The 16929-nt window shown below is 67.5% G+C and carries 16 protein-coding genes and 1 pseudogene; 8 read left to right on the top strand and 9 right to left on the bottom strand.

Annotated elements, in window-relative coordinates; all coding sequences use genetic code 11:
• Nucleotides 1-413 precede the first annotated feature (413 nt).
• The gene (locus AB0B76_RS43450; RefSeq protein WP_360387063.1) at nucleotides 414-2273 is read right to left on the bottom strand and encodes a GAF domain-containing protein; all 1860 of its coding nucleotides are present in this window, start codon (nucleotides 2271-2273) and stop codon (nucleotides 414-416) included.
• Between the two features lie 161 nt (nucleotides 2274-2434).
• On the opposite strand from AB0B76_RS43450, the gene AB0B76_RS43455 reads away from it, so the two are divergent.
• From AB0B76_RS43455 to AB0B76_RS43465, 3 genes are all read left to right on the top strand, one after another.
• Nucleotides 2435-3406 (top strand): AraC family transcriptional regulator, encoded by a 972-nt coding sequence (locus AB0B76_RS43455; protein ID WP_360387066.1) that lies wholly within the window; start codon nucleotides 2435-2437, stop codon nucleotides 3404-3406.
• A gap of 181 nt (nucleotides 3407-3587) precedes the next feature.
• Nucleotides 3588-3716: a hypothetical protein gene (locus AB0B76_RS43460; protein ID WP_360387069.1), complete on the top strand. Its 129-nt coding sequence runs from the start codon at nucleotides 3588-3590 to the stop codon at nucleotides 3714-3716.
• A 283-nt stretch (nucleotides 3717-3999) separates the two neighbouring features.
• Entirely contained in the window at nucleotides 4000-4314 is a 315-nt protein-coding gene (locus tag AB0B76_RS43465; protein WP_360387072.1) for a hypothetical protein, read from the top strand.
• Nucleotides 4315-4404: 90 nt separating this feature from the next.
• Here AB0B76_RS43465 and AB0B76_RS43470 read toward each other — a convergent pair whose 3' ends face one another.
• Nucleotides 4405-5034: a TetR family transcriptional regulator C-terminal domain-containing protein gene (locus tag AB0B76_RS43470; RefSeq protein ID WP_360387074.1), complete on the bottom strand. Its 630-nt coding sequence runs from the start codon at nucleotides 5032-5034 to the stop codon at nucleotides 4405-4407.
• Between the two features lie 446 nt (nucleotides 5035-5480).
• Here AB0B76_RS43470 and AB0B76_RS43475 point away from each other — a divergent pair, with 446 nt between their 5' ends.
• The gene (locus AB0B76_RS43475; protein WP_360387077.1) at nucleotides 5481-6572 is read left to right on the top strand and encodes a C45 family peptidase; all 1092 of its coding nucleotides are present in this window, start codon (nucleotides 5481-5483) and stop codon (nucleotides 6570-6572) included.
• A gap of 724 nt (nucleotides 6573-7296) precedes the next feature.
• Here the strand turns inward: AB0B76_RS43475 and AB0B76_RS43480 are convergent.
• The 6 genes from AB0B76_RS43480 to AB0B76_RS43505 all read right to left on the bottom strand — a co-directional run bounded on the left by AB0B76_RS43480 (nucleotide 7297) and on the right by AB0B76_RS43505 (nucleotide 11030).
• A complete protein-coding gene (locus AB0B76_RS43480) occupies nucleotides 7297-7719 on the bottom strand; it encodes a Tn3 family transposase (protein WP_360387105.1) in 423 nt (140 codons plus the stop codon).
• A gap of 212 nt (nucleotides 7720-7931) precedes the next feature.
• The gene (locus AB0B76_RS43485) at nucleotides 7932-8399 is read right to left on the bottom strand and encodes an MmcQ/YjbR family DNA-binding protein (RefSeq protein ID WP_360387080.1); all 468 of its coding nucleotides are present in this window, start codon (nucleotides 8397-8399) and stop codon (nucleotides 7932-7934) included.
• 42 nt (nucleotides 8400-8441) lie between these two features.
• Nucleotides 8442-8579, bottom strand: a complete 138-nt coding sequence (locus AB0B76_RS43490) for a hypothetical protein (RefSeq protein WP_360387082.1) — start codon at nucleotides 8577-8579, stop codon at nucleotides 8442-8444.
• 288 nt (nucleotides 8580-8867) lie between these two features.
• On the bottom strand, nucleotides 8868-9515 hold the full coding sequence (locus AB0B76_RS43495) for a nitroreductase family protein (protein WP_360387084.1): 648 nt from the start codon (nucleotides 9513-9515) through the stop codon (nucleotides 8868-8870).
• 44 nt (nucleotides 9516-9559) lie between these two features.
• Nucleotides 9560-10369 carry an isocitrate lyase/phosphoenolpyruvate mutase family protein gene (locus tag AB0B76_RS43500; protein ID WP_360387086.1) on the bottom strand — a complete coding sequence of 270 codons (810 nt, stop codon included), beginning with the start codon at nucleotides 10367-10369 and terminating at the stop codon, nucleotides 9560-9562.
• A 112-nt stretch (nucleotides 10370-10481) separates the two neighbouring features.
• Nucleotides 10482-11030 (bottom strand): carboxymuconolactone decarboxylase family protein, encoded by a 549-nt coding sequence (locus AB0B76_RS43505; protein ID WP_360387089.1) that lies wholly within the window; start codon nucleotides 11028-11030, stop codon nucleotides 10482-10484.
• Nucleotides 11031-11164: 134 nt separating this feature from the next.
• Here AB0B76_RS43505 and AB0B76_RS43510 point away from each other — a divergent pair, with 134 nt between their 5' ends.
• From AB0B76_RS43510 to AB0B76_RS43520, 3 genes are all read left to right on the top strand, one after another.
• Nucleotides 11165-11818, top strand: a complete 654-nt coding sequence (locus tag AB0B76_RS43510; RefSeq protein ID WP_360387091.1) for a TetR/AcrR family transcriptional regulator — start codon at nucleotides 11165-11167, stop codon at nucleotides 11816-11818.
• Nucleotides 11819-12066: 248 nt separating this feature from the next.
• Nucleotides 12067-12648, top strand: coding sequence for a reverse transcriptase domain-containing protein (locus tag AB0B76_RS43515; RefSeq protein WP_360387094.1), 582 nt, complete (start codon nucleotides 12067-12069; stop codon nucleotides 12646-12648).
• On the top strand, nucleotides 12630-13379 hold the full coding sequence (locus AB0B76_RS43520; protein ID WP_360387097.1) for a reverse transcriptase domain-containing protein: 750 nt from the start codon (nucleotides 12630-12632) through the stop codon (nucleotides 13377-13379). The genes AB0B76_RS43515 and AB0B76_RS43520 overlap by 19 nt, the downstream gene beginning before the upstream one ends.
• A 296-nt stretch (nucleotides 13380-13675) precedes the next feature.
• Here AB0B76_RS43520 and AB0B76_RS43525 read toward each other — a convergent pair.
• A pseudogene (locus AB0B76_RS43525) lies at nucleotides 13676-14890 on the bottom strand (IS1380 family transposase); the annotation flags it as partial.
• Between the two features lie 729 nt (nucleotides 14891-15619).
• Here AB0B76_RS43525 and AB0B76_RS43530 point away from each other — a divergent pair.
• Nucleotides 15620-16513 (top strand): polysaccharide deacetylase family protein, encoded by an 894-nt coding sequence (locus tag AB0B76_RS43530; protein ID WP_360387100.1) that lies wholly within the window; start codon nucleotides 15620-15622, stop codon nucleotides 16511-16513.
• Nucleotides 16514-16929: the final 416 nt, after the last annotated feature.

Raw genomic sequence — 16929 nt, forward strand, 5'->3', positions numbered from 1 at the left:
AGCGCGACCCGGATCAACTACGGCACCGGCCTCAACGCCGAAGGAGGATCCAGCTTCCCGGCGCCGATGCGGGTGGTCACCGGTGCCGGTGGCAGTGCAACATCCAGGGCGCGTGCAACATCGATGTACTGGTCGGGGGCGGCGCCAGCGGGGGCGCCATGATGCTGTTCAACGCCGTCACAGGACGATGATCCCGGCCGCAGTGGCCCGGGCGGCGCGGGCTCGGGCCATTACGACGAGCGCGGCGGAGACGCACAAAAGCGCACGTCAGAACCCCTTGACCGAGTTATCGAACGGTACACCCTCGAACGGCAGTGGCGCGCCGTCCCACCGTTTCCGACCGCCAGCGAAGTCTGGCTGCGGCTGCTGGAGGAGTGCGGCCTGTGACGCCGCGCGCCTGCGCTGGTTGAGCGTCAGCCCGCCGGCTCAGCGGTTCCCAGTGGGAGCTCGACGAGCAGCGACGTCCCGCTTCCGGCGGGGCTGGCTATCGTCATCCGTCCGCCGAGCGCGTTGACCCGGTCGTTGAGCCCGGTGAGCCCGGAGCCCTGGCCCGCGTCCGCGCCTCCGATGCCGTCGTCGCGGATCGCGAGCCTCAGCACGCCGGCGTCCGATGCGGCCTCGACGTGTACCACTGAGGCGTTCGCGTGCTTGGCCGTGTTGGTCAGCGCTTCGCACACGATGTAGTACGCGGCCACCTCGACCCGCTGGGGGAGTCGCTGGTCGATGGCCACGTGGACCCCGACCGGGACCGGGCACCGGCGTCCGAGCGTCTTGAGCGCGGGCGCAAGGCCGCCCTGGGACAGAATCGCTGGGTGGATGCCCCGCGAGACGTCCTGAAGGTTGGCGAAGACGTCGGTCAGGCCGTGTATCACGTCCGACAGCTGCGTTTTGAGGCCGGTCAGCTCCAGCGGCACTGCGGCCTCCGCGGCACGCAGCTGGAGCCCGAGCGACACGACGCGCTGCTGGGCGCCGTCGTGCAGATCACGCTCGATACGGCGACGGGCGTCGTCGGCGGCGATGACGATGCGGGCAAGCGACGCCTTGAGCTCCGCGCGGCTGTTGGCGTCGGCGATGGCTACTGCGACGAGCTCGGTGAACTGGGCCAGTCGTTCCTCGGCGTCGGGCGGCGGAGGCTCGGGGTCGGCTGTCGAGGTCAGCACGATGCCCCACAGGCGACCCTCGACCACGATCGGCGCGCCGACGGACGAGCGGAGGCCGAGCTCACGGACGAGGGCGGCGATGGAGCCCGGGCGACATTCGTAGTCGTCCACGCGCGCCGCGCGGCCGGTGCCGAACACCATCTCAGTGACGCCGCTGTCCACGACGAGCCGCTTGCCGACCAGACTGCCCTGGGGCGGGTGGCTGCTTTCCGCGACGACGGTGGCGACGGCCCCGGGCTCGTAGCGCATCACCCTCGTGGCGTCAGCGTTGAGCAACCGGGTCGCTTCCACGGCCACCGCGGTGAAGACGTCGTCACGGGCGACGCCGTGTGCGACCAGCGTCGCGACCCGCCGCAGCGCCGCCTGTTCCTCGGCGCACGCGCGCAACGCGTCGGCGTTCGCCGTCAAGCACCTGCGCGTTGCATCGCAATTGCGGGCCGCGTGCAGCAGGATCGCCAACGCGGGCCCGATCCGGTCGCGGAGGCGTCGCAGCTTCGGCTCCGCCAGGTCGGCGCGGACCACGAGGGCGCCCTGCGTCGTGCCGCGGTGCAACGGGATCGCCACCCGGTGCTCGTCGGAGGCGACCGCCTCGACCTCGATGGCCGCGGACGGCAGCTCGAACGCCTGGGCAACGCGCCGTGCCGCCTCCGGCAGCACCGAAGGCACGTCGGCCGGGTGCAGCATGACCTCGGCCAGGTCGGCGGTAAGAGCTGCGTCCCGGCAGCAGGCGACGGCCTCGGCGCCGCGCGTGCGGGCCACGTCCGCCACCCGGCTCGCGACCAGCGCGACGGCCAGCAGGACGGTGAAGGCCAGCCAATGCTGGCCAGTCATCCCGATCATCCCGAGCTTGTCGAGTTCCGCCCTATCCGCCGCGGGCAGAACGTGGATGACGTTGAAGACAGCGGCACCGGCCGCCGCCGTCACCGCCCCCAGCCACCAGCCCCACAGAGTCGAAACCACCAGGACGCCCGGCAGGTAGACCGTGGCCAGGGCACTCCCGGCCGCGATCGGAGCGAGCGTATCCACCAGCAGCGTCTCCACCACGACGAACAACGCAACGACCGCGACGCCCGCCCCGAGCGGGGGTGGCTTCGGGCCTAGTACGTGGGCCATCAGGCGTGCGAACACCTGCCTCGCCACTTGGATGTGGCCGCGCGCGGCGGCGGTGAGCTGATTTCGGCGACGGGTGTGAGTTTGCATGTCACCCCAGTCTCCGCATCTACAATTGAGTCCACAAGGCAGCTTCTTCTCACTTTCCAGCTCTAAAGTTTCAGGTGGATACTCACTTGGACACGGTCAGCCATCTGATCCGCCTGGCCCGCATCGACGCGAGCCTGGACAAGCACTGCCTGCTCGCTGGCGCCACCCGGTTCGAGTTCGGCGCGTCTCTCGAGCGCGAGGCGCCGTTCCACGTCCTGCTGGAGGGCACATGCGTGCTCCGGATGGGTACGCGCGTGCTGAGCCTGGCTCCGGGCGACATCGTGGTGATCCCGAGCGGGGCGCCACACACCGTCACCACCACCCCCGGCGGCGGACGTCTGCAAGAAGTCGTCGAGACGAGCGGCGTAGCGTTCCGGACCGTGCGCAGCGCTCGCGGCGGCGACAGCGTGGTCGATCTGTTCTGTGGGCACTACACGTTCGGGCCGGGTGCGGGCGCGATGCTACTGCGCAGCCTGCCCGATTCGGTGCAGGTGTCGTTCGGTGAGTCCGCCGAGAGCCGTGCGGTGCTGGGCACGTTGAGCACGCTGATGCGCGACGAGGCGCACCGGGAAGGCGCCGGCACCGCGGTGATCCTGTCGTCGTTGAGCACGGTGCTCCTCGCCATGGTGTTGCGGACCGCCCGCGGCCTGGCCACCACCGCCACACTGTGGACCGCGGCCGGCGACAGCAGGATCGCGGCCGTCGTCGAGCGCGTCCTCGACGACCCGGGCGCCGACTGGTCGATCGACCGGCTGTCGGCGGCGGCGGTGATGTCGCGCGCCACATTCATCCGGCACTTCCAGCACAGCACCGGGATGACCGTCGGGGCGTTCCTCACCCGGGCACGACTGATGACCGCCGCCGAACTGCTGCGCTCCGGCAACACCACGGTCGCGGCGATCGGCGCGCAGGTCGGCTACCAGTCCGAGTCCGCCTTCGGCCGGGCCTTCCGCACCGCCACGGGAACCACTCCCGCGCGGTTCCGCCGCGGCCTCCAGTCGGCGGGCACGACCACGCCCGGGCCGGACTCGGGGGCGGATGGCTAGCCATTAGCCAATACCGGCGGGTGCCGCCGCTGGTTCACCGCTATGTCGCCGACAGCGGTGATCGCCGCGCTCGCCGAGCGGGACATTATCGCCGAGTGGCTCCAGCGGCCGGACGGCAGCGAGAACCGCGACGAGCTAGCCGTCGCGCTACCGCTGGGCCACGGGCGCGCAGACCACGTCGATGAACCTCATCGAGTTCAACCGGTTGTTGCTCGAATTGGTCGACCTGGACATCTGGAGCGAGCACCTCGCCGTGTTGCTGCGAGAACAAAGGACAGACGCCGGATCCCGTCATTGCCCTGATTACTGAAGCGGCAGGGCAGAGTGCCCAGACAGTGATCTGCACCGACGCCGACCTCGGCGGCGTGCGCATTGCTGCCAGAATCCAGACCACCTCGGACCAGACACAAGGGTTAATGTCATCGACGTCGGAGCTGCTCAGCACGGCCCCGGCCGAGTCTTCTCGACGCACGGCCGAACTCAGCTGGAATCCTTCACCGCACGGCCCGACCAGATCGGAGCCTTGGCTCGCCGTTGTGTCGACCGCGGTTATGCCGTCGAACAGGAGGCGACTTTCAGGGCGACGCTGACTGGTGCGTTGGACCGAGCGTCATGCACTGACGCGATCCCAGCAATTCCAGTCGTTTCACTCCAGCGACGAGTTGGACCTGATCGGCTTGGCAGCCGACGCCGCGCCAAGGTCGTTCAATCCTTGCGGCGGTGTGGGTGCGGAGACCAGCTGCCGCCGGTGCCTGCGGGTGTTGCGCAGCGAGCGCTACCACGAGCAGCTACGCCGCGGCGTCGCGGCGGATGTGCTCGGCCGGTTACTCGGCAGCGGGCCCGATCGGGCGCCGCTCGGTACCCTGAGGGTCCCGCCGTCCGACGTCGGCCCGCTACTGGAAGGCTGACGGCTGCGGCGATCGGGCGTGCTCGTACGGTCGCGGGGTTGGCGGACGGGTACACGGACATCGCAACCGGATACTCAGTGGCGTCGGCGGCTACCGGGCTTGGAGTACGTCGGCTTGGGGAGACATCGCGAAGGTCTGCACGTAGTCGATGGCTGCCCGCAACGCGTCTTTCAGCGGGGTGATGTCCCGCGCGACCTGGGCGAGGAGCATGCCGCCCTGGTAGGCAGAGAGAAGCAGATTGGCTAGCCGCGTGGGATCCGCGTCAGCACTGATACTGCCGAGTCGCTGCATCCGCTGAAGTCCATCACGGAAAATGTTCCTCCACTGATCGAACGCACCCGCGAGTTCCTCGTGAACGTCAAGGTCCGTCTTGATGATCTCGCTCGCAAGGGAGCCGAGGCTGCAGCCTTCCTGGTAGGCGCGCTCGTACGCGACGTAGAAATCCGCCCAGTCCCGAAACGCGTTGAGGCTGTCGAAGCAGGTGAATCGCTCACTCCGATGGAACGCGAGGACGCGCTCGGCCTGCCACGCGATGACTGCCAGGACGAGACTCTCCTTGGTCGGGAAGTAGTGATTGAGCTGCGATCCGCTGACGCCGGCAGCGCGGCGGAGCTGTTCGTTGTTCGTGGCGTGGACCCCCTTGGTGTAGATGAGCTCCGCGGCGTGTTCCAGGATGCGGGCCCGCGTTGCCTGGCCCTTGTCTGTGAGCTTGTGAGGCATCCGAGCTCCTGTGGTGGGTTCCGTGTGTCACACGATACCGCAGATTGGGCTTGACAGCCCAGACATGACTTGTGTTAAGTGGGTAACGCGTGGGCTGGCAAGCCCAAAAAAGCAGCAGCGCCACAACGGGAACTGGGCCCCTGGAGCATCCCCGCCGTCAGCTCGGTCGGTATGCCCATTGACCAGGCCTTCACCGACCAAATGCACAACGCGCGCCGCCTGCTGAACCTGCTGACGCCCACCGAGACCACAACACTCGAAACGCTGCTCACGACCAGGCTCTCCCGTATGGCACAGGCCGCCCCGGCAGCAACCGACCACACGCCTATCCGAGCCGTGACCTGCTGGAAAGACGGTATGACGCAGCTTGGCAACACGGGTGATCGTCGCGTGCATCGCGTCGACTTTCGGATTAGTCGACTTTCGGGATTAGGAGAACCCACTTCATGCCCAGCCCCACGGTCTTCCGATCAGCTTCCGCCGCCCCCGGCGACCGAGGACTGCTCCTCGGCCGGGCCTTCCCGGACAGGATCCGGCGGACCTGGGAGTTCTACGGCGAGCTGTTCGCGACCGCCGGGGCGGCTCGGCAGGACGTCACCAAGTGGGGCGAGGAGGCCTTGGAGCACATCGGCGCGCTGGCCCCCGACCTGACCGCCGAGATCGACGGCATCGCCCGCGGCTCCGGCCTGCCGCCGCATCAGATCGCCGCGCTCAATGCCCGCACGGAGATCCTCGGCCGACTCGGGCAGCACCACCCGGAGTGCTCGACCGTCGTACACACCCCGGCCGGCGGCGGCCCACCGGTCACCACCCAGACCTGGGATTGGCACGACGGCATGCGCGATGGCTGGTTCGTGTGGATCGTCGAGCACCCGGACGGCCGGGTGGTGCGCACGCTCACCGAATACGGCATCGTCGGCAAGATCGGAGTCAACTCCGGCGGACTCGGCCTCCACTTCAACATCCTCAGCCACCGCTCCGACCAGTCCCCCGAGCACGACGGCCCATGGCTCCCCGTCCACGTCCTGGCCCGCCTGGTACTCGACCGCTGCGCGACCCTCGACGAGGCGAAGGCACTGGCCATGGGCACCCCGGTCGCGGCCTCCTCCGCGCTCACCCTGTGCGACTACGAGGAAGGCCGCGCCCGCGCCGCCAGCGTCGAAGTCAGCCCGGCCGGTCCCGCTCTGCTCCAGCCCGGCGACGACGGCTACCTGCTCCACACCAATCACTTCCTCGCCCCGAAGCTGTCCCCCGGAGAGACCATGGGAACGCAGGACCCCGACACCTACCACCGCTTCGAGGCCCTGCAGAAACGCACCCGCCCGCTGGATGCCCCGGACCGCAGCGCCCTGCTACAGATCCTCACCGTCCACCTCGCCGAGGGCGCGGCCCTGTGCTGCCATGCGGCCCCGACCGCGCCACTCGGCCACCGCTGGGAAACCCTGGCCACCGTGTCCCTCGACGTCACCAGAGGCCACCTCGCCGTCCACCCCGGCGGTCCCTGCACCGCTCAGCCCCTCACCTGGACGGACGTGTGACAGATCGCCCGCACAACGCTCCGGCGCTCACCTCCCCGCCCAGGCCGCCGACCGCGGACCGGGCCATCAACCGCACCGTCATCCGCCGTCCGGCGACCGCGCCGAACAGTCCGAAGAGGCCGGTTCTCGTATTGCTACGGAAGACGGTCATGCAGCAGAGAATGACGCCCCATCAGGGGCGCCGCAGTAAATGCGTACACCTCACCTGCGGAAACGTGGCCGTGTTCCCGGTGGAGTGGTCCGCCGTCGCAGCAAATACGCGGTTTACCGCGACGGACCTCCCGGCCGCTGAACAGGGCAGACACCCGCAGACGACACCTGGCCGTAGCTATACGAGAACCGGGCCTGGACTCGATCTTACTTTGAACCGCCAACCCGAGATTGACCGCCTGGCTCGACCAGAACGCTATGGAGGTGGCGGCCCGCCTGGCGAACTTCCGCAGTCGAGTACCGGACTGAGCCTCGACCTTGGCTGAGCCGATTCACCCGTCGCACCGTTGGCTCCTGGCCGAGGCCCCAGCCTGCGCATCCTGCTTACCGGCTGAGCTTCGCCTCGTAATGCGGTCCAGCCCGGTGTCACAGGTGGTGATTCCGCACCGGAACTGTACGGGCTGCGGCTATACGTCCTCGCCGTCGTCGGTCTCATCGTCGTTGTGCGGGTCGCGCAGCTGGCGCAGGCCGGGCGCCGGCGGCAGGGTCAAGGCGTAGCGGCCGAGGAAGTTGACTACTGGAGCGGGGAGAGCCGGGGGAGCAGCTCGTCGGTGACGGGGAAGCCGTCGGCGGCCAGCTGCTTGACGGCCGCGTCGATGTACAGGCTGTTGAACAGCACCACGGCGTTCAGGGCCAGGCCGAGCACGCCGAGCTGGTCCATGCCGTCGCGGTAGTGCTGGCGCAGTTCGCCGCGCTGCCCGAAGAAGATCTTCCGGGCGAGGCGGTGACGAGCCTCGGTGACGTTGAGCTGGGTCCCGATCATCCGCCGGTATCCCTCGTCGGAGACGGACTGGAGCAGGTGCACGGTCTTGAAGATCCGCCCGTAGTGGGCGAACGCGTCGCCCAGCCCCGTCGGCTTGCCGTCCCGGGAGAGCATGCGCAGTCTCGTCGCCGGACGGCGCTTCGCCCGCGCCAGCCCCAGGGCCTTCTTGTCCAGGCGGAAGAACTGCTCGTGGTCAGAAGCTGTCTAGCAAGGCAATGGCCGCGGTGCGGGCCCCGGTCGAGCATGGCTTCGCCCACCTGAAGAACTGGAGGGTACTCGGCAAGCTCCGCACCGACCCGAGGTGGGCGACCGCGCTGGTGTGTCGAGCGCTCTGTCCTGGAGCTTCTCGCCGCTGATGGGCATGACGAAGGTCAGGCGCGGCGGCTTTAGGTGCGCGCATCCACGGGCTGCTCGGACTTGGGAAGCCCGTCGACCACGAGACGGTAGGAGTCGATCACGAGCTCCTTCACCAGCTTCTCGTCGATGGTGCCCCCGCCTTCCACCGTGATCCAGTGCCTCTTGTTCATGTGATAGCCGGGGGTAATGTCTGCGTACTGCTCACGCAGGGCTGCGGCGTCGTCCGGACCAGCTTTCAGGATCACGACGGGGCGCCCCGGCATGTCGGTCATGAGCATGAAGACCTTGCCGCGCACCTTGTAGACCTCCCAGTCGGGGCCGAAACGATGCTCCACATCGGCGCCGGGCAGTTCCGCAGTGCAGTCGCCTGCGATCTTCTGCAGCTCCTGTCCGTCCAAGGTGACCAACTCCTCTATCGATTCGAGTGCCCTGACCGCCCGGTCAAGGCCCCAAGGTGGCGTCTCACGCATGGCCGCCACGAACGGCGACGCGCGCACGCCGGCAACAGTGACGGAAGCCGTCGGGGGGTAAAGAGACAGTTACGCGGGCGGCGCGACGCAGGTGCGCAGCCGTGACCTGTCGTCGAACCGGTCGACTAGCCGGCGCACCGCCGCCTCGTCATGGGCGATCCGATCCACCACCGGCGACTCCCGCGCCGGCGACAGGACCCCCACCACAATCCGACTCTTCGCGACGTCCAACCCGAGATGGATCGGACCGTCACCTGCGTCATGCTGTTCATGGCGACCGGCTCATTCCGGTGTGGCTCCATCCGCCTCAGCGTGGATGACCCACGAGATCAACTCGCAACGAGAGCGGAACTGGAGCCGGCCGCTTCATGCTGACTAGCATCGGAACGAAGAGTCGCATTAGGCAAGCATCTTGCTTGATGTTGGCGCTGACTCTTCGTTCCGATGCCGATCTCAGCCTTAGTGGGCCACAGTCATTTCCGATGCCGTGGATATTTAGATGAAGGTGAACAGCTGGTCGGCTTCGAATCGCGAGATCGGGCTGGCGTACGCCTTCGCGGGGTCGGGGTAGCCGAGGGCCAGCAGCACTGTCGTGGTGTGTCCGGTCTCGCGGATCTTGAACGCCTTGTCGACACTGGTCGGGTCGAACCCCTCCAGCGGTGTGGCCTCGACGCCGAGCTCAGCGGCCGCCATCATGGTCATGCCCAGCCCCATGTAGGTCTGCTTCTCCATCCAGTGGTTCAGGTCCTTGTAGCCGTAGTTGCGCAGGTTGAGGAAGTCGCGGGTCATTGATTCCCACAGCTCCTGCTTTGACGGGTCAGGGAACCGGCCGTCGGCCCTCTCCTTCGTGAACACCGCCTCGAGGTGGCTGTCAGGCAGATCTGCCCGGGTGGTGAGGATGATGGTGTGCGATGCGTTCAGGATCTTCTCGCTGTTGTCCTGGAATCGTTCGCCCAGGTTGTTGGCGAGCCGCTCTTTGCCTTCGGGCGTGGCGAGGACGTAGAAGTGGTTGGGCTGTACGTTCACCGATGTCGGCGTGGAGCGTAGGAACCTCAGCAGTTGTTGAAGGGCTTCTTCTGAGATGGTCTTGCTGGGGTCGAAATACCTGGTGAGGTGCTTGTTCATGAGCTTGTCGAGGTTCACGTCAATCTGCCTTCTTCTTGTAATCAGCAGGTGGGAGCGGTGGTTCATAGGGTTTGGGCTAGCTCTTTACCGCGGGCAAGTAGTTCGCCGATGCGCTCGAAGCTGATGCCTGTCGTCGCGGCGGTGAGGTCACCCGCGACGAGCGCCTTGGTGGCCTGTTCGAGTGCCTTCATTGCGTGGGTGTAGAGCGCTGGACCCAAGCTGATGCGTTTGACCCCGGCCTTCTGTAGCTCAACGACGGTCAGCACCTTGTCCGCCGGCGAGATGAGGACGTTGACCGGTGTCGGCGCGACCGCGGTGACGATCGCGACGACTGCGTCGAGGTCGGGTGGGTACGGGGCGTAGAGCACATCCGCGCCGACCTCAGCGAAGGCCGTCAGACGCCGGATGGTGTCGTCGAGGTCAGGCCGCCCCTGGATGAAGTTGTCGGTGCGGCCAGTGACGACGATGCGCTCCTTGGCCGCGTCGACGGCACTACGCACGCGGTTGACAGCATCGTCGAAGTCGCGGATCGGTTGATCGGGATTGCCCGAGGTGTCTTCGATCCCGATACCGGCCAGGCCAGACGCCACGGCGGCTTCCACGGTCGCCGCGACGTCTTCAGGCGTGTCGCCGTAGCCGTCCTCGAAGTCTCCGTTGACGGGCAGCCCGGTGAGCTGACCGAACAGCCGCGCATGCTCGAGGTGCTCGCCACGGGTGACTTCGTGACGCCCGTCGGACCGGCCGAGCGTGGCAGCGAGCGCCGCCGACGATGTCGCGATCGCCTCGAAGCCGGCATCGGCCAGCATCAACGCCGACAGACCGTCCCAGGCGTTCGGCATGACGAGGCCACCGTCGCGGGTGTGCAGCGCCATAAATTTCTCATAGAGTTCGGAGCCCGGCATATCGCATCTCTCCTGAATGATCGTTTGAGGCAGTGAGGGGTTTATCGGGTTGTGTGCGCGGCCTCGACGAGGACGCCGACGCTCATCCCGGCGTACCGACCGAACTGACGGCGGGGATGTCGACGTTGGTCTGGTTGACGTTGTTGATGAAGTTGGTCAGCAGGACCTGCACCGCCACCGTGACGATCGCCAAGATCTGCGGGTCGGTGTACCCAGCACCTCGCACAGCCGCCAGGTCGGCGTCGCTGACCTGACCGCGGCTCTCCACCACCCGTTGAGCGAAACGAGCGACCGCGGCGCGCTTGGGATCGACCGAGCTCCCGGCCCGGGCCAAGTCGATGTCATCGCTCGACATGCCACCGAGTTCGGACGATACGTACGTGTGCATCGCCAGGCAGTAATCACAACCGTTGGCTTGCGACACGGCCAGCGCGATGGTGTGCCGCGTCTTCGCGTCCAGAACCCGGCTCAAGGTGCCCTGCAGTGTCATGACGACGTCGAGGACGGTCGGGTTCGACGCGAGAGTCGCGAACATGTTCGGGACGAAGCCGAACTGTGCGCCGACGTTGTCGAGGATGCCCTCCGCCCCGGCGGGGACGTCGTCAGGAGAGGGAACGTTCAGTCGTGACATGGCGAATCAGCCTCCAGTGAGTGGTCGTCGTCAGCCCGGCTTCGCGTGAGCCGTTTTGGGCTTGTCAGCCCACTTCTTGAGTCAACACTGCTCGTGACTGGGCTGTCAAGCCCAATCCAGCTATCGTCTGACGCATGGAACCCATCACAGGAGCTCGGGAGCCCCACAAGCGCACCGACAAGGGACAGGCAACGCGGGCCCGCATCCTGGAACACGCCGCGGAGCTCATCTACACCAAGGGGGTCCACGCCACGAACAACGAACAGCTCCGCCGCGCTGCCGGCGTCAGCAGATCGCAGCTCAACCACTACTTCCCGACCAAGGAGAGTCTCGTCCTGGCCGTGATCGCCTGGCAGGCCGAGCGCGTCCTCACGTTCCACCGCGGCGTGCGATTCGCCCGCTGCGACAACCTCGACGCGTTTCGGGCGTGGGCGGATTTCTACGTCGGCTATGAGCGCGTCCGCCAGGAAGGCTGCAGCCTCGGCCCCCTGGCGAGCGAGATCATCAAGACAGACCTTGACGTTCACGACGAGCTCGCGAGTGCGTTCGACCAGTGGAGGGACATCTTCCGCGATGGAATCAAGCGCATGCAGCAACTCAGCCGCATCAGCGCTGATGCAGATCCCACGCAGCTGGCCAATCTGCTCCTTGCTGCCGTCCAGGGCGGCACGCTCCTCGCCCAGGTCGCGCGGGACATCGCTCCACTGAAAGATGCGTTGCAGACAGCCATCGACTACGTGCAGACCTTCGCTACGTCTCCCGACGCCGGCGTACTCCACGCTCGCTAGCTGCTTCCACGTGTATGAGTCAGCGGAGCTTGGCATTATGCGACGCCGCGGAGCACTCCGCCGGCAAACGATCGCGCCCCAACCCGAGTGCCAGACGCCGTCCGCATGACGTCCCAAACGCACCGTCACGGCCGGTGAGGGAAGGGCCGCTACTTCGTCGATGCGTATCGCTGATGGGGTGGTGCCCGGTGAGTGCCGTTTCGGCTAGTTCCGCCGTGTCGGGGTCCGGGTTGGACCCGGTTCGTGCCTTGCAGCATGCGCTGTACCGGGCGGCCAAGGCCGATCCCGGTCGTCGGTTCCATGCGTTGCGGGACAAAGTCTTCCGCGGAGACGTCCTGTGGCGAGCGTGGGTCGCGGTGCGCCGCAACAACAGTGCGCCCGGCATCGACAAGGCCACCTTGGCCCAGGTCGAGGAGTACGGCATCGACTGGCTTCTCGGCGAGTTGGGCGGCGAGCTGCGGGAGGGTAGCTATCGGCCGTTGCCGACGCGTCGGGTGTTCATCCCAAAGCCGGGCACGACCGAGCAGCGCCCGTTGTCGATCCCCGCGGTTCGGGACCGTGTCGTGCAGGCCGCGGTGAAGATTGTGCTCGAGCCGATCTTCGAGGCCGACATGCTGCCGTGCAGTTTCGGGTTCCGCCCGAAACGGGCGGCGCACGACGCCCTGCAGGTGCTCGTGGACGAGTCCTGGCAGGGCAGGCGGTGGGTGGTCGAGACGGATATCGCCAACTGCTTTTCGGCGATTCCGCACGACAAGTTGATGCAGGCGGTCCACGCGTCTGTGACCAGGCGGTCCTCAAACTGGTGCGGGCGATGTTGCGCGCCGGGGTGATGGAGCATGGCCTGGTGCGGCGGGAAGTGACCGGTACCCCGCAGGATGGCGTGGTCTCGCCGTTGCTGGCGAACGTCTACCTGCACCGCATCGACCGGCAGTGGTCGGTGCGGGAACACGGGGTGCTGGTTCGCTACGCCGACGACGCGATCGTGATGTGTGCCTCCCGGCGGCAGGCCGAAGTCGCTCTTGAACGGCTGACGGAACTGTTGGCCGAGCTCGGGCTGAAGCCCAAGGCGGCCAAAACCCGCATCGTGCACCTGAGTGTCGGTGGAGAAGGCGTGGACTTCCTCGGCTTCCACCATCGGTTGGTGCGCGCGTGGGCTCGCACGGGCGGTAAGCAGGTCACGTTCCTGGCTCGCTGGCCCGCGATCAAGGCGATGCAGCATGCTCGGGACCGGATCCGAGAGCTGACGGACCGGTCTCGGCTGCTGCTGTCGGTGGAGTGGATCGTGCAGGACATCAACATGTTTCTGCGCGGCTGGGCCGGGTTCTTCAAGTACGGCAACTCGGCTCGGCACTTCGAGAAGATCAGGTACTACGCGAAGATGCGGCTGGCATTGGTCATCGCCAAGCGGCACAAACGCAGCCGTGAGTTCGGCTGGCAGGTGTTGTCGTTCCAGTCGAGCAACGAGTTGGGCCTGGTCGGCCTGGGAACCGTCGTCGCGCCGAGGCCGTTCAAGCCTTGGCGGCGGGACAGACCGAATGCCGGCGGTGAAAGACGTCGGTGAGCCGTGTGCGGGAAAACCGCATGCACGGTTCGATGGGCGGGAGCTGGAAACGGAGCACCCTGAACACGGTTACAGCCGTGGGACAACTGAACGGGAAACCGTCGGCACCAAGGCTGCTGGAACTACCTTCAGAACGGGCCACCGCGCCAGTTCCCGACCCTACGCCAACAGTCGGTCTTGGTGGTTGAGGGCGTTTGCTGATCGTTGTGCAGACCGGTCGGGTGGATGGGCATGCTGGTGGCCCGGCGCGTTGGCCGGGTTCCTCCGTGAGGTGTTGGCGGGTTGTGGTGCCGGTGTCAGCCAATCGGGCGGGGTAGCGCGGTGAGGCGGGTGAACGCGGTGGCCAGATCTGTTGCCCAGGGCCAGGTTTCGGCGATCCGGAGTCGGGTCTGCCGGGCGGTGCGGGTGAGCCGGGCGGCGGTGTGCAGGAGCCGGTAGCGCAGTTTCTTGGGTTCCGCGGAGGCGAGTTCGCCGTCCAGGAGCAGGTGCTGGGTCCAGGCGAGTAGGTCGATGCCGGCGAGGGCGAGTTCGAGCCAGACCTGGTTGATCGCGAAGACGCGGGACGGGAACCGGCCGAAGCCGGTGTCCTTGCCGGTGCGGATCCGGTCCTCGACGCGGGCGTGGGCGCGGTGACGGGCTTCCAGGAACTGGATGCTGCCGTCGCCCGCGGGGGTGTCGGTGGCCATGACCTGGTGGCGGAGGCCTTCGATGGTGTCGAACAAGCTCAGCTGGGCGCCGGGGTGCGGCCGTTCCCGGCGCACGATGAACCGGGTCCCGGCGGGGTAGCCATCGGCGGGGACCCCAGGCCGGTGACCTCGCAGATCCCGGCGCCGTCACGCAGGTCGCCGTCGGTGTCGATCGCGGGGACCCAGCCAGTTGCCTGGCGGATCGCGTCCCAGATCGGTTCGGTGATCGCCACGCCGACGGAGAACCGGGCGTCGATCCCGAGCTCGCGCAGAGCGCGGATGTGGGTCAGGAACCCCTGGGTGCAGCCGGCTGAGTCCGACCGGATCAGGAGCGGGGTGCCGTGCCGGTGCGCATCCGGGATCTTGCTGCAGGGCCTGGTCCAGGACGATGATGTGATCGGCGGTGGTGTTCGACCCGGCCCGGCCCTCCCGCAATAGGCCTGACAGCGCCTCCCGGGTCCCGTCCAGGAAGCAGAGCAAGGGGTGGAACCCGAACGTCTTCTTCCACGTCCGGGTCGCGGATTCCTTCTCGGAGTGGCAGATCACGATCGTGGCGTCCACGTCGAGGATCAGACCAGGCACCGGCTGTCCCGCGGCCGTGGAGGCCGGTAGCCCCGTGCGGGTCTCGGATGCCTGCGCCCAGGCCAGTTCCCGTGCCCGGGCCCGGGCGTCGCGCAGCCGGGCCAACGCCGCCTCGTCCACATCGGACAGCACCCGCCACGCGGTCGGATCCGACGCCACCGCCCCGAACAGGGCCGGTTCGTTGCGCAGCACCGCAAGATCGGCGATCGTCGCGCCGCCGTCGGCGAGGAGCACCGCGAGATCGTGCCGCAGGACCAGGAACTCCGCGGTCTTGGCAGCGTCGCTGCGCGACAGCCACGCAAGCCAGCCGAACACCTGGACCACAGTCAGGTACAGCAGCCGGAACACCACGACCCAATCGTGCACCGCCCGACAAAATCGCAGCTCACAACCGGTGCAACGAGTTGTGGCACGGCACAGAGCGATCCATGGCGACGCCACAATACGACGCCGCCCTGACGGGACAGGCTGGGGCCCAAAGCGCGAGATGGTTGCCGCTGGATGAATTTGGACGCGGCCAGCCGATCACCCACGGAGCACCCAGGAGAATGCGGTGCATATGAAAACGGCTCTAGCCTGGCGGTAATCGCAGGTCAGAGCCGTTTGAAGTGGTACGCCGTGTACCGCGGCCTGCTCGTCAACGCCCCGGCCATCAGGACTTGAACCTACAACCCGCAGATTAAGAGCCGTGTCGGTCGTGCTGTTGTGTCCCGGACCGCCCCATTTGGTCGACTTTAACGCCCTGGTCTGCAGGGCCCCGTACTCCAGAATTTCTGGATGTTCTGCTCCGTGATGGCGTGTCTCCATGGCGGCTGAGCACCCGTCGAGCGCCCATGGTCGCGGCCCTGGGCGCGCCGCCGTCGGTGATTCCCACTGCGGATCCGGATGGTCGGCGGGTGTCTCGGTCGTCGGGGCTGCGAACCCGAGGCCGTTTCGGCTAGCGTGGCCGCGGACCCGGGGGAGGGCACGACGGTGACACAACGCAGGACGGCAATCGCGTTGCTGGTCGTGGCGGTGCTCGTGCAGTTCGGCGCGGCGGCGTGCAGCTCGAAGGCGCAGCCCGCGACGGCGCAGCCCGCCGCGGTCGTGCCGTCGGCCGCTTCCGGGGAGCCGTCGCTGCCGCCCGAATCGTCTACGCCGGCCGCGTCGTTGCCCGCACCGTCGGTCCGGGCCTCTCGGACGGCGGGTTCGTCCGGCACGCCGAAGGCGTCCGCCGAGAGCGCTTTTGCCGTCCGCCCGCCGGGCGTCGGTACCGGCCCGGCAGGGTCCAGGGCGCACACGGGGTCGACGGCGGTGGCGTTGACGTTCGACGACGGCCCTGACCCGGTGAACACGCCGAAGATCCTCGAGGTGCTGCGTGCCAACGGTGTGAAGGCCACGTTCTGCCTGGTCGGCTTCCGCGTGCGGGACCATCCCGAGCTGGTGCGGCAGATCGTCGCCGGCGGGCACACGCTGTGCAACCACTCCTGGCAGCATCTGACGGACCTCGCCCAGCGGGACCAGGCCTATATCGACTGGGACCTCCAGCACACCAACGACATGATCCACGCCGCGGTCGGCAACGACGTGCCGATCAAGTACTTCCGCGCTCCGGGCGGCAACTTCACGGCCGATCTCGTGGCGAAGGCCCAGTCGATGGGCATGGCCCCGATCTATTGGGACGTCGACCCGCAGGACTGGAACCACAAGAACGACGCCAGCGACGCCGCCCACATCGCGCGGGTGATCGCCGAGGTGAAGCAGCAGGTGCGGCAGGGCTCGATCATCCTGTCGCACGACAACGTGCAGCCGGACACCATCGTGGCGTACCAGACACTGGTGCCGTTCCTCAAGCGGTACTTCACGCTCGTCGCGCTGCCAACCTGACGCGCCGGCCGCGCGGTTGCCGGGATCGCCGGACTGCACTGCGGGTTGGCCGGTCGCCCTGGTGCGCCCGGCTCCGTTGCCGGCGCCGCCGGTTTGACGAGACGTCGGCGACGGTCGTGGCTGGTCCCGGGCTTGTCGGCGGGGCTCTGTTTGCGTTTGGCCGTGGGCAAGATCGAGGCTTGAGCGGTGAAGCTCGCTGCCCGGCAACTGCCGAGGGTGCCGCCGAGGTCGGCGTTCGCCGGGTTCCGATTTCCGTCTGAGGTGATCGACTCCGCGTCGCCCCGGCGTTCACCGAGCTTGCTACCGCTATCTGAAGACCGCGCCGCACTCGCTCAAACGCACCCTCCGATCGGCAAACGCAACAGCGCCCTTGCGGATGAGTTGGCCCGGCCGGGCGGCGGAGCGCCGCCGCCCGG

Source organism: Dactylosporangium sp. NPDC049140, from assembly GCF_040648435.1.